Below are 13,547 nucleotides of genomic sequence, written 5' to 3'. Positions count from 1 at the left end.
TGACATTTTGCAATCGCTTTCGATATTAGGTTGAAGGGGGGTTTGAGACAAAGTACACTTGATGCAGAGCTTACATTTTAGTAAGCTAGGACACTTGGTATCGCGAATGTGATGAGCGCTATGCGGCATTTGAACAACCCAAACCCAAGCCAAATGCCCCATGATGCTCATACTTCGCGAACCATAAAAAGAAAAGCTTTCTGTTCCCACGGACATGTTTCCGGGGAAGAGAAAGCTTTTCTTATTTTTTTGTCTATTCGTTACTTTGTCGAGAGCCTTCATAACATAGAACGTGTAATGCTCAAAAAGGTTTCCGAATTATTGCTTATTTTTTTCATCGCCTTTGAAAAGTGAGAATGGAAGCATGTTCCAAAACTCTCCCCATGTATTACTGTCAAGAATATCGAAGTTTGTACATTTTTCAGTTGGTACATCTTTTGATTCAACATAGATAAGACGCTGTTTAGGACAAGCATCAGTCGCTAGTTTCCCTGTTTCGATATCAATGACAACGCCTTCTACACCTTTAGGTTTTTTAAAATCTTCATTTTTTGTTCCTTTGTTGACAGTTTCCATAAAGTCGATCCAAATCTGTTTTGTGGCAGAAGTGTCTTCCTTTGTTGTAAGGTTTTTACCCTGGTCGTAGCCATTCCATACACCAGCAGTTAGGCTTGGTGTGAAACCAATTAGCCATTGGTCACTATTAGTAGAGCCTGATTTGGCAGCATAAGTATGTGTCATTCGTGAACGGATACTAATTCCTGTAGCAGGTGAATAATCACTGAACACAGGGTCGAAAATACCTGTCATCATTTCAGTTAAAATGAATGCATTTTCTTTTGAAATAGCCTTCTCAGCCTTGCTTGTAACATCTTTGTTTTCATAAATAACATCGCCATTTGCATTTTTAATGGACACAATTGTTGTTGGAATGGTTTGCTGTCCCTGCGACGCTAAAATATTATAAGCATTTGTCATTTCATATAGCGTCGTTTCAATTGTACCAAGTGCGATTGATAAATTATCTTTCGCACCAATCCCTACGCTAAAACGGTTTGCCATATCATGAAATTCCTTGAAGCCGATGTCCTCTAATGTTTTAACCGCGTATATATTATCTGAAATAGCAATTGCTTGCGCCATTGTCATATCATGATCTGCAAACTGACCATTGACGTTTTTAGGTGCATACGTTCCACGACCATTATCATAAGTAAAGGTCGTTTCACCGACATCTAAAAAAGTAAGTGGTGTGTAGCCATTTTCTAGTGCGGCCGCATACAATATCGGCTTTATAGTAGAACCTGGTTGACGTTTAGCTTGCGTTACACGGTTAAATGAGCTCACTGAATAATCACGGCCTCCAACTAATGCAGTAACAGCACCTGTTTTCGATTCCATACTAACGAATGCTGTTTGGAGATCATTCGCAGGCATATTTTTTGCAACTGCTTCTTCAGCTGCTTTTTGATGCTCCAGGTTAAGCGTCGTTTGAATCGTCCAGCCACCTTCACTAATATCGAGATTTTTTGTTTTTAAAATTTCACTGGCCTCTTGCCAAGCAACATCAAGGAAATAAGGAGCGACAGATTTTGTTGCAACCCAACTATCATTTTTTAAGACAAGCTGTTCATTTTCAGCACGTGTTTTTTCCTCTTGTGAAATAGCCCCTTGATCTGCCATAAGCTTTAAAATAACATGTTGGCGATTTGTAGCCTTTTCTAAATTGGCAATCGGCGAATAGATACTTGGTCCCTTTGGAACACCCGTTAACATGGCTGCTTCTGCAAGGGTTAAATCGCTGGCAGATTTCCCGAAGTAAAACCGACTCGCAGCTTCCACACCATACATGCCGTGACCATAGTAGACAGTATTTAAATATCCCTCTAGTATTTCGTCCTTATCATAAAAAACTTCTAATCTATAAGCATAAAGGGCTTCATTTAACTTACGTGTCCAAGATTTTTCATGGGAAAGATAAAGGTTACGTGCATATTGCTGCGTAATTGTACTAGCTCCTTGGACCTTTCCACCAGCTTTAATATCCACTAAAATGGCACCAGCAATACGTGAATAATCAAAACCGCCATGTTTATAAAAATCTTTATCCTCAACAGCAACTACTGCTTCTTTTAAATAAGGTGACATCTCATCGAGACCAACCCAATAACGTCGTTGATTTGTAAAGTGGTCCCCAATTTGGTTCTCATTTTCATCTAAGAAGATGGAGGCTTTCGGTACGGTTAAAGGCGGTGCACCAGCCACTTGAACATAGATGCGGAGAGCGACAAATGCTACGACAATTGCAGATGCAAAGGCGACAAAAAGAGTAAGGGTTTTACGGGTGCGCTTTACACGCTTTTGCTTTCGATGATAGCTTTTTCGTTTCATCCGACTTCACCTCGTTTTCTCACAACTTCGAATTTAGCTTTAGTATGTGTTCGAACAATCATCTTTAATCGAAATTCTAACTAAAAACTATTGCACTTTATTCAAAAACATCTATACTTTTTTTGTACTACTTGAAACGCAAGCATTCGACATAAACGTCACACCTTGTAGATTTTAATCGAAATTTGCTAGACGTTCCAATAATGTATACGAGGATGAAAGGATACAGGTTTCATTACAATCCTGTAAGCCATAATAGAGGAAATTGAAGAATAGCGATGAACAAAAACATATTTTAATGATTCGGAGGGCTAGCAATGAGATTTGATGAAGCTTATTCAGGAAATGTTTTTATAAAAAGTCACCCTACTTATGAGGATGCACAAGCAGTTATTTATGGGATGCCAATGGATTGGACAGTAAGTTATCGTCCAGGATCACGCTTCGGTCCACAACGTATTCGTGAGGTATCAATTGGTCTTGAAGAGTACAGCCCATATTTAGATCGTGAGCTTGAAGAAGTTAAGTACTTCGATGCAGGTGATATTCCACTACCTTTCGGGAATGCACAGCGTTCATTAGATGAAATTGAAAAGTTCATTGAAAAATTATTAGCGGATGGCAAAGTTCCAGTTGGTATGGGAGGGGAACATTTAGTGTCTTGGCCTGTCATGAAGGCTGTTTCTGCTAAATACGATGACCTTGCGATTATTCACTTTGATGCACATACGGATTTACGTGTGGAATATGAAGGAGAGCCACTTTCTCACTCAACACCAATCCGTAAAATTGCAGAACATATCGGACCAAAGAATGTCTATTCATTTGGCATTCGTTCAGGCATGAAAGAAGAATTTGAATGGGCGAAGGAAAACGGCATGCACATTTCAAAATTTGAAGTGCTTGAACCATTAAAAGAAGTGCTACCAACATTAGCTGGACGCAATGTTTATGTAACAATCGATATTGATGTTTTAGATCCAGCCCATGCACCAGGTACTGGGACGGTTGATTGTGGTGGTATTACATCCAAAGAATTACTAGCCTCTATCCATGCTATTGCAGCAAGTGGTGTAAATGTTGTAGGCTTTGACCTTGTAGAAGTAGCACCAATCTACGACTCATCAGAAATGACAGCAAACACAGCCTCTAAATTATTACGTGAAATGATTTTAGGCTGGGTAAAATAAGTAAAATAGCGATTTGTTGGGGTTAGCTAAGGCTAGCCCCATTTTTATATTTAAGACAATAAAATTGAAACTTATTTCAATTACTTTCGTATAAGAAAAATAGAGTAAAAAGAAATAATCTAAGGACATGATTTCAATGGATAGTATCCGTACCTGAAATCATGTTTATTCCTAGCTAACGTAATAAAAATAGGGAAGGAGGAGTATGATGATTTGGTCACTTCTCATCAATGATTTATTCATCTTTGTCAGTACAATGGAATACTTTTGGCTATTAGCTTCTTTACTTTTAACTGTACTAAGTGTTCATTTGCATTTGTATTTAGTTAATAAAATAACCATTCAAGAAGTGAAGGACGAAGAGTTTGAAGTTGACTATAATATCACGAATACTTGGACTCCACCTATGTTAACGTGGTTTGTTCTTTGTATTAGAACGTCAGAAGATAATGAGGAAGAAAGTGTCTCTCCTAGTTTCATTTAAAGTTTAAACTAGGAGGAATAGCATTGTTAACATTTTTAGCACAACCTATCATTTACCTCATACATTTCATCCATTCTTTCACAGGAAGCTATGCGATTAGTGTTATTGGTATTACGATAGCGGTAAGATTAATGCTTATGCCGTTATTTATTCGATCGGCTCAACACCAAAAGCGTTCAAAAGAATTAATGACGTCAATTAAGCCTGAATTAGATGCGCTAACTGCTAAGTTTAAGAATAGTAATAACGAATCTGAAAAAATAAAGGTTCAACATCAAATTCAGGAGTTAACAGCAGGTTCTTTAAAAAGTTCGTTATTAGGTTGTTTGCCAATCATTATTCAATTACCTATATTATTTTCACTGTATTATGCGATTAAACTAGATTCAGTTATCGCAAGTGAAAATTTCCTTTGGATGAATTTAGGTACGATAGATATTGGCATTTCGATGATTGCTTGTTTGATCTATTTAATTCAAAGCTGCATTTCTTTAGAAAAAAGCCAGCCATTAAATATGAAGGTTATGGTGTTCGTTAATCCAATCATGATCCTTATTTTTAGTTTGTTCAACCCTGCGATTATTCCAATATACTGGACTGTTAGTGCTTTATTATTAATGATTCAACAATTGATTATAAAAAAAAGGTATAGATAGAATGATAAAGTCCTCTCTTAATAAAGGGAGGATTTTTAATTTTTCCATATAAACACAGCAGATGTGTTCTAGTTGACTTCTACCTTGAAAAAACATCCGTATTCATCCTATAATAAAAAGGTTATAGTAAAAGACTAAAAAGGGAGCGTCCGTTATGGCGAACGATGTAAGATCGCAAGTGAACATTAAGCTCATTTCTACAATTCATCCAAGCGATGGAGAGTCCGAAAGTTATGAAATGTGGCTTAAAGGGCAGCTACTTGAAAAAGCAGGAAGCTTGTATTTGAAATATGAAGAGGTGCAGGAGGATAAAACCATCCGCACAACGATGAAATTAGGTCAAGAGAAGGCACTCATTATGCGTGCTGGAGCGGTTAATATGCGGTTACCACTTAACATAATTGAACAACAAATGGGACATTATGAGAGTGAGTTCGGTTCCATGCCACTCGTTATAGATACGAAGAAAATGACATTTACGAAGCAGGCAGTAGGCGGAGATTTCCATGTACAGTACGATTTACTAATGGGTGGGCAATCCGTTGGCAACTATACATTAGATATTACATTTACGGAGGTACAATGATGAACGCAGTAGAACAAGTACAACAGGCTATAAAAGCAGCACTAGCTCAAGCTGTTGAAAAAGCTGGCTTAGTGGAGGCTGGCACAGAATTAACGATTCACCTGGAAACACCAAAGGATAAAGCAAATGGTGACTATGCAACTAACATTGCGATGCAATTAACGAAGCTTGCTAAAAAGCCACCACGTGCCATTGCAGAAGCTATTTTAGAAAACCTTGATACAGCTGGAACAGATATCGAAAAAATCGACATTGCTGGTCCTGGTTTCATGAATATTACCGTGCGTAAAGATTTCCTAACAGGGGTAGTTACACAGGTCCTTGAGCAAGGCGCTGACTATGGTCGTTCAAATGCTGGCGCAGGTGAAAAAATTCAAGTGGAGTTCGTTTCTGCGAACCCTACAGGGGATCTTCATTTAGGACATGCGCGTGGAGCATCTGTCGGAGATTCATTGTGTAATGTATTAGATATGGCTGGTTACAATGTCTCACGTGAGTACTATATTAATGATGCAGGAAATCAAATTAATAACCTTGCTTATTCATTAGAAGCACGCTATAAGCAAGCGTTAGGACTAGATGCTGAAATGCCAGAGGACGGCTACCATGGCCAAGATATTATTGATATCGCTGGCAAGCTTGTGAAAGAGCATGGGGATGCTATTCTTGCAAAATCAGATGAAGAGCGTTTTGCATTCTTCCGCCAGCACGGTTTGGCGTTGGAATTAGATAAATTAAAAACAGACTTAGCAAACTTCCGCGTGAACTTTGATGTTTGGTATTCAGAAACATCTCTATATGAAAACGGTAAAATTGAAGTAGCTTTAGATAAATTAAAAGCAAATGGCCATGTGTTTGAAGAGGATGGTGCCACTTGGTTCCGCTCTACAACATTTGGGGATGATAAAGACCGTGTGTTAATTAAAAATGATGGGTCTTTCACATATTTAACGCCAGATATTGCTTACCATGAGGATAAAATTGTTCGTGGCTTCGATAAGTTAATCAATATTTGGGGAGCTGACCACCACGGGTATATTCCACGTATGAAAGCAGCGATTCAAGCACTTGGCTATGATCGCGATACATTAGAAGTTGAAGTGATTCAAATGGTTCAGCTTTATAAAAACGGAGAAAAATTCAAGATGTCTAAACGTACAGGGAACGCAGTAACGATGCGTGAGCTTGTTGAAGAGGTAGGCCTTGACGCAGTTCGTTACTTCTTCGTGAAAACAGCTGGCGATTCTCATATGGACTTTGATCTTGATCTTGCTGTATCACAATCTAATGAAAACCCAGTGTACTATGCACAATATGCACATGCACGTATTTCGTCTATTTTACGTTCAGCAAATGAGCAAGGTTTTGCTGCCACAACAGAACATTTGAATCTGTTAACAGCAGAAAAAGAAATTGATTTACTGAAAAAAATCGGCGATTTCCCGAGAGTGGTTGCTGAAGCAGCGAAACACCGTACACCTCACCGTATCGCAAACTATATTCAAGAAACAGCAGCTGCATTCCATAGTTTCTATAATGCAGAAAAAGTATTAGATGCTTCAAACAAAGAATTAACAGAGGCTCGTTTAGCATTAATTACAGCTGTACGCACAACAATTGCCAACGCACTGCGTTTAATCGGCGTATCTGCACCAGAAAAAATGTAATCCTTTTTAAGCTCCTAACATGAAATGTGTTAGGGGCTTTTTTGATGGATAAAAAGCGAAAAGTGAGCGATAGATTTCTAAAAGTGACGGATAGAGCAATGAAAATGATGGATAAAGCTCCAAAAGTGGTGGATAGAGCACTGAAAATGCCTGATAAACCTACAACTGAATGAAGAGAACACTAGATTATCTGCTTCACTCTTAATTTTTCTGGAAATTTCGAAAATTTTGTTGAACTTTACGTTAACGTCAATGGTATACTGTTGCCAATTAGGAGAGGGGGGGATGGCTTTGATAACAATTCAGGAGGTAGCAAAGCAGTTTAATGTGTCAACACGTACTATTCGTTATTATGAGGAACTTGGTCTTCTTTGTCCCCATCGTTCATCTACCAATCAACGAACCTTTTCAAGGAAAGAATTGGCGAAGCTCAAGCTTATATTCAGAGGAAAGCGTTACGGCTTTTCGTTAGAAGAAATTAAGGAAATGGTTTTACTGTTTGATTTTGATCGTTCGGGTATTCAGCAATTGGAGCGAACAGTTGAATACGGAGAACAAAAAATTCAAGAGATAGATCACAAAATAGCCGAGCTTACACAAATGAAGCAGGAGTTACAACAAATGCATAGCATGTTTAATGAAAAATTAGCGACTTTAAAGGGAGAGATGCACGATGAATAGTTCCAATTTGTTAGCACGTAATGCCCGTAAGTATCCAAAAAAAGAAGCCGTTATTTGTCATGGCAGAAGAGTGAATTACCTTGATTTAGATGAGCAAGTGACGCGATTTAGTCATGCCTTGCTGGAGCAAGGAGTAAAGCAGGGTGATAAGATTTTAATCTTTATGCCGAACACTTTAGAGTTTGTTGTGAGTTATTTTGCCATTCAGCGTATCGGAGCTATTGTTGTTCCAGTTAATGCGAAATTTACATTGCAGGAGGTCGAATATGTGGCGCAGCATGCCGAAGCGAAAGCCATTGTCGTTCATGAGGCCATTTTTACTGCAGTCGAGCATCTAGCTATTGTCCCAATAAAAATTAAAACAGGCTCAGAAAAAGCAGGCTGGCTTCATTATGAAACGATGATACAAGATGCTAGTACACAACTGATAGATTGTCAGCTTCATGAAGATGACGCTTCGACTATTTTGTATACTTCAGGTACAACAGGTAAACCAAAGGGTGTGTTATTTAGCTATCGTAATATATTAACAGTGGCACAAATGATAGCGGTTGAAATGGAAGTTAAGCCTGAGAGTCGGATTTTGCTCATGATGCCATTAACACACTCGGCACCATTGCATTTATTTTTAATGGCAGGCGTATTAGTAGGTTCGACAAATGTGTTAACACCAACTTTTACTCCTGATCTATTTATTGATTCAATTGAACAGGAAAAAACAACGCATTTCTTTGGTGCACCTGTTGCTTATCTATTAACAGCGCAGATGCCAAGATTGAAATCAGCTGATTTGTCTTCAATGAAGTGGTGGGTCTATGGTGGTGCACCCTTATCCCAACAAGAGGTTCGTTTCATTCAACAAGCATTTCGAACAAGTAATTTAACTTGTGTGTATGGCTTAACGGAGGCGGGACCAAGTGGCTCATTATTGTTTGGGAAGGAACATGAAACAAAGGCAGGTAGTATTGGTCAGCGGGCCCCGCTTGGTACAGAATTAAAAATTGTCAATGATAATGGAGAAGATGTAAGTGTTGGTGAAGTAGGGGAAATTGTATTACTAGGTGAGGGGAATATGCTTGGCTACTACAAGGATGAGGTAGCGACTAATGCGGCCTTTATAAATGGTTGGTTGAAAACAGGGGACTTAGCTCGAATGGATGAGGACGGCTTTATTTGGATTGTTGATCGGAAAAAAGATGTGATTATTTCGGGTGGTGTCAATATTTATCCGAAAGAAATAGAAGATTGCCTATTAGGTTATGAGGGCATATTTGAAGTGGCAGTTATTGGTGTGCCACATCCACAATGGGGAGAAACGGTGAAGGCGGTTTATTCTGCTAATCAAGAAATTGATGAAAATGCTTTAAAAGAATATTTAGAGGACCATCTTGCGAAGTATAAAATTCCACGTATTTTTGAAAAAGTGAAAGCGCTACCACGAAATGCTTCAGGCAAAATTTTAAAACAATCCTTGAAGGGACAAGAGGTGAGATAGTATGAAAGTTTTACAACAGGAGAAAACGCGGCCGACGAATTTTTTTACAGATGATGAGACGCTCCAAAAAGTGATAGAAATGATGTTAGATCAAGAGTTTTTATCCTACGCAAAGCAAGAGCTAGCGGATTTCGGGGAGCTATGTGCAGGTGATATTGATGCAAGAGCGAAACATACAGATCGACAGGGGGAGCCTCGCCTTCAAAGGTATGATGCTTATGGTGAAGAGATATCAGAGGTTTGGGTCAATGATGGCTACAAAAAAACAATTGAGGAGACATATAATACAGGCATTGTTGGCTACGTGCACAAGGATATTCCGCAGCTAGGGCGCAAAGGAAATTATGTCTATAGCTTTGCGCAAGGCTATTTGCTGTCCCATGCAGAGCCAGGTTTTTATTGTCCTGTGACATTAACAATGGCTACTGCCTATCTATTAGATCATTATGCTGATGACGAGGTTAAACAGCGTTTCTTACCACATGTTTGTGCAACAGGTGATACAGAGTTATATGAAGGAGCAACATTTTTAACTGAACGTCAAGGGGGCTCAGATGTAGGGGCGAATGTTGTGGAAGCGAGAAGGGAAGGCAATGAATTTCGCCTCTATGGTGAAAAATACTTCGCTTCCAATGCCGGTATGTGTGGGGTAGCAATGGTGTTGGCACGTCTAGAAGGTGCACAAGCAGGCTCTAAAGGATTAACCTTATTTGCTGTTCCTTGGCGTAAAGAAGACGGAACGGCAAATCATCTACGTATTCGACGACTAAAAGATAAGTTGGGTGTTCGGGCAGTTCCATCTGGTGAGGTTGAATTTGATGGTGCACTTGCTTATGTTGTAGGTGAACAAAGTAAGGGGATTTATTATATGCTGGAGGCACTGAATCTCTCAAGAATTTGCAATGCCGTAGCATCGATTGGGATTATGCGTCGAGGTTTCTTAGAGGCGAAGCATTATGTGACAAATCGATATGCATTTGGCAAGCCTTTAACACAATACCCAATGATTCAAGATACATTAGGGAAATTTGCAGCTAAGCTACATGTAGAAGTAGCGACCGTTTTTGATCTTATTCAATTATACGATAAAGTAACGAATGGGCATGGAACACAACAAGATGTTATTATGAATCGTTTATATATTGCCATTATGAAAAAGGAAACGGCAGAGCAAGCGGTTCATTATGCTAGTGAAGCAATTGAATTACATGGTGGCAATGGTTATATTGAGGACTTTGTGACACCGCGCTTACTGAGAGATGCTCAAGTGTTGACGGTATGGGAGGGCACGGCTAATATTCTGGCGTTAGAGCTTATTCGGTTAGTGGATAAGTATCAGGCACATGAGCTATTTGTCAGTGAGATGGAAGAACGGTTAGAAAAATTAAAGGATAGCGCTTTGGTGCAAATTGTGAGAGAGCAATTGGTGAAACTAGCTGGGATCTTACAAATTTTTAGTGCTTTAGATGATGCCACGAAAACATTTGAAGCAAAAGATGTTGCAAAGAAAATGGCGCTGTTATATGAAAGTGTCGTAGCAGTTGAATGGGCGCAAAAATTTGGTGGAAAGTATGAAAAGCTTGCGGACGTTTATTTAGAACAGGCATGGTCATTGCGACAAATTGGAGCTCAGATGAAAACCGTACAATATTTTTCTGATATTGTATAGAAGCTAGAAGTCGTCTTGAATAGGGGCGACTTTTTTTCGTTTTCATGTATAATAAAATCAACTGAATAGTATAAAGGTTCTTTACTTAAGTAAAGTGAAAAGGGAAAACGGTGTAATTCCGATGCGGTCCCGCCACTGTAAATGTGAGTTTTTTCAAAAGATGCCACTGATGATATTCGGGAAGGCTTGAAAAGACGTAATAAGCATAAGCCAGGAGACCTGCCTTTATAGTATAGACATAACAGCCTACGAGGATAGGGTGGTGGATTTTGTATCAGTTCTTTGGTGCAATGTTAACCCCTCATCATTCGTAGATGAGGGGTCTTATTTGTGTAGGAGAATTTCTGCCCAAATAAAGCACAGATCAACGAAGGAGGATTCACATGAAGAAATTTTGGAAGATAGGATTATCAGCATTTTTAACACTAGGGTTGCTAGCTGCCTGTGGCCAAGAGGAGAAAAACGACAAGTCGTCTAATGAACCGCAAACACAGCAAGAGACATCACAGGTGGACGAAGCAACTTTCCCAATGACCATAACAGATGCCATTGGCAAGGATATAACACTAGAAGCTCCTCCAGAGAAAATTGTTTCACTTATTCCAAGTAATACTGAAATATTATTTAGCCTTGGTTTAAAAGATGAAATAGTAGGGGTTACAGACAACGATGATTATCCACCAGAGGTAGCTGAAAAGGAAAAGGTTGGCGGTATGGAATACAATATTGAAAAAATTATTGCCCTCAACCCAGATATCGTTTTTTCACATGAATCTAGCATGTCTCTTTCAGAAGCAGCGATTGAACAGCTTGAGTCAGCGGGTGTAAAAGTATTTGTCGTCAATAATGCACAAGATTTTAATGAGACATACACGACGATTGAGCAGCTTGGTCGAGCTACAGGGAAATTGCCAGAGGCTGAAGAAGTTATTGCCAACATGAAGGCAAAGGTAGAAGAAGTGCTGGCCAAAGTAAAAGATGTTGAACCAAAGAAAGTGCTAGTAGAAGCATCTGATGAGCCAGATATCTATACAGCTGGGAATGGTACGTTTATGAACGCGATGCTTGAAATGATCCATGCAGAAAATGTAGCGGCAGATGCTGATGATTGGTATAAAATTGATGCAGAACAAATTATCGCTAAAAATCCAGATGTCATCGTGGTGACTTATCACTATGTACCAGATATTTTAACTAAAATACCACAGCGTGCTGGCTTCGATACAATTAATGCTGTGAAAAATAAAGCAATTGTACAAGTAGATGAAAACACAACAAGTCGTCAAGGTCCTCGTTTAGGAGAAGGTCTTGAAGAATTAGCAAAAGCGATCTATCCAGAGGTATTTAAGTGAAAAAAATAGCAGTAGCCTATTTAGTAACAGGCACGCTTCTTCTTATTAGCATCTGGTGTGGCGTAGCAATAGGCTCAGTGCATATTCCATTTGAAGTATTGTGGAATCAGGCGGTTGATGAAACAGCCGCCAATATCTTTTGGAAAATCCGCTTGCCACGTGTATTGTTAGCGGGACTAGTAGGGGCTTCTCTAGCTATTGCAGGAGCTGCCTTTCAAGGTTTGCTAAAAAATCCATTAGCAGATCCATATACACTAGGTGTTTCATCTGGTGCTTCGGTTGGTGCTGTAATGACGATCTTTTTTAGCCTATCTATTCCTATTGTAGGTTTATATGCATTACCCATTTTTAGTATGATTGGCGCTATTATCACGATGGTAGTTGTGATGAGTTTTGCTAGAATGGTAGACCGTTCATTAAAAATGGAGACATTGATATTAACAGGTGTTATTTTTAGTTCATTTTTAGGTTCACTCATTTCTTTAATGATTGCTTTATCTGGTGAAGAGCTACGCCAAGTCGTTGGTTGGTTACTTGGATCTGTATCAATGCGTGGATGGCCATATGTCCAAATGATTATCCCGTTTGTTTTGATTGGCTCACTTATGCTATGGACACAAAGAAGAGAGCTAAATGTTTTATTATATGGTGAAGAGAGAGCGAAACATCTTGGGGTTAATGTAAAGCGGAGTAAGTATTTGATTTTAGCAGGTGGGTCCATGTTAACGGGAGCGGCTGTAGCGGTTTCTGGGACAATTGGTTTTGTAGGCTTAGTTGTGCCGCATATGACAAGAATGATTTGGGGTTCTGATCATCGCCATTTATTGCCATTATCATTTTTAAATGGCGCCACATTACTGATTATTTGCGATTTAGTAGCACGAACAATTATCTTGCCCAGAGAGCTACCAATTGGTGTGATTACAGCATTTATCGGAGCACCTGTTTTCTCCTACATATTTTATAAGCAACGAAGAAGCAAGGGGGTACGGGCATGATTGTGGTCGAACATCTATCAGGTGGCTATGAAGACGTAGCAATCGTCAAGGATATAAGCTTCACTGTTGAGAAGGGGAAAATTCTAGGTATTCTAGGACCGAATGGTAGTGGGAAATCCACATTATTAAAGGTAATGAGTGGTATACTACCAGCTATTGATGGAACAATTACTATAGATGGGAAAAATATCCTTTCCTATAATGCTCGTGCTTTGGCGAAAAAGATGGCTGTACTACCTCAGCTTCATGCAAATGCTTTTTCAAACAGTGTGAGAGAGGCCGTTTCACTTGGGCGCTACCCGCATCAAACAGGTTTTTTCTCGAGTTGGTCTGAACAGGATGAACAGGCTGTACAACATGCTATGCTATAAACAGGCG

General features: G+C 39.2%; 12 protein-coding genes, 1 pseudogene and 1 riboswitch. Of the genes and pseudogenes, 12 read left to right on the top strand and 1 reads right to left on the bottom strand.

Annotated elements, in window-relative coordinates; all coding sequences use genetic code 11:
• Positions 1–318 precede the first annotated feature (318 nt).
• On the bottom strand, positions 319–2,391 hold the full coding sequence (locus RT445_RS19565) for a transglycosylase domain-containing protein (protein WP_274795508.1): 2,073 nt from the start codon (positions 2,389–2,391) through the stop codon (positions 319–321).
• A gap of 317 nt (positions 2,392–2,708) precedes the next feature.
• On the opposite strand from RT445_RS19565, the gene speB reads away from it, so the two are divergent.
• The 12 genes and pseudogenes from speB to RT445_RS19505 form a co-directional block, all read left to right on the top strand.
• Complete coding sequence (gene speB, locus RT445_RS19560) at positions 2,709–3,581, top strand: agmatinase (protein WP_274795509.1); 873 nt, start codon at positions 2,709–2,711, stop codon at positions 3,579–3,581.
• A gap of 208 nt (positions 3,582–3,789) precedes the next feature.
• Complete coding sequence (locus tag RT445_RS19555) at positions 3,790–4,065, top strand: hypothetical protein (protein ID WP_312504997.1); 276 nt, start codon at positions 3,790–3,792, stop codon at positions 4,063–4,065.
• 23 nt (positions 4,066–4,088) lie between these two features.
• On the top strand, positions 4,089–4,721 hold the full coding sequence (yidC, locus tag RT445_RS19550) for a membrane protein insertase YidC (RefSeq protein WP_274795511.1): 633 nt from the start codon (positions 4,089–4,091) through the stop codon (positions 4,719–4,721).
• Between the two features lie 154 nt (positions 4,722–4,875).
• The gene (locus RT445_RS19545; RefSeq protein ID WP_274795512.1) at positions 4,876–5,307 is read left to right on the top strand and encodes a YwiB family protein; all 432 of its coding nucleotides are present in this window, start codon (positions 4,876–4,878) and stop codon (positions 5,305–5,307) included.
• Entirely contained in the window at positions 5,307–6,974 is a 1,668-nt protein-coding gene (gene argS / locus RT445_RS19540; RefSeq protein WP_274797263.1) for an arginine--tRNA ligase, read from the top strand. The genes RT445_RS19545 and argS overlap by 1 nt, the downstream gene beginning before the upstream one ends.
• Positions 6,975–7,018: 44 nt before the next feature.
• Positions 7,019–7,147 (top strand): hypothetical protein, encoded by a 129-nt coding sequence (locus tag RT445_RS19535; RefSeq protein WP_312504993.1) that lies wholly within the window; start codon positions 7,019–7,021, stop codon positions 7,145–7,147.
• 118 nt (positions 7,148–7,265) lie between these two features.
• Positions 7,266–7,655, top strand: coding sequence for a MerR family transcriptional regulator (locus RT445_RS19530; protein WP_274795514.1), 390 nt, complete (start codon positions 7,266–7,268; stop codon positions 7,653–7,655).
• Positions 7,648–9,150 carry a class I adenylate-forming enzyme family protein gene (locus RT445_RS19525; RefSeq protein ID WP_313471362.1) on the top strand — a complete coding sequence of 501 codons (1,503 nt, stop codon included), beginning with the start codon at positions 7,648–7,650 and terminating at the stop codon, positions 9,148–9,150. The genes RT445_RS19530 and RT445_RS19525 overlap by 8 nt, the downstream gene beginning before the upstream one ends.
• 1 nt (position 9,151) lies before the next feature.
• Positions 9,152–10,819 (top strand): acyl-CoA dehydrogenase family protein, encoded by a 1,668-nt coding sequence (locus RT445_RS19520; protein ID WP_313471360.1) that lies wholly within the window; start codon positions 9,152–9,154, stop codon positions 10,817–10,819.
• A gap of 57 nt (positions 10,820–10,876) precedes the next feature.
• A riboswitch (cobalamin riboswitch) is annotated at positions 10,877–11,060 on the top strand.
• A gap of 142 nt (positions 11,061–11,202) precedes the next feature.
• Positions 11,203–12,171, top strand: a complete 969-nt coding sequence (locus RT445_RS19515; RefSeq protein ID WP_274795517.1) for an ABC transporter substrate-binding protein — start codon at positions 11,203–11,205, stop codon at positions 12,169–12,171.
• Positions 12,168–13,169 (top strand): FecCD family ABC transporter permease, encoded by a 1,002-nt coding sequence (locus RT445_RS19510; protein WP_313471357.1) that lies wholly within the window; start codon positions 12,168–12,170, stop codon positions 13,167–13,169. The genes RT445_RS19515 and RT445_RS19510 overlap by 4 nt, the downstream gene beginning before the upstream one ends.
• Positions 13,166–13,537, top strand: a pseudogene (locus tag RT445_RS19505) (ABC transporter ATP-binding protein); the annotation flags it as partial. The gene RT445_RS19510 and the pseudogene RT445_RS19505, both read left to right, overlap by 4 nt.
• Positions 13,538–13,547 lie beyond the last annotated feature (10 nt).

It is taken from the genome of Lysinibacillus sp. (assembly GCF_032093475.1).
In the GTDB taxonomy this organism is placed as follows: Bacteria; Bacillota; Bacilli; order Bacillales_A; family Planococcaceae; genus Lysinibacillus; species Lysinibacillus irui.
Note: the sequence above shows the minus strand (reverse complement) of the source record. Positions and strands in the feature narration are given on the sequence as shown.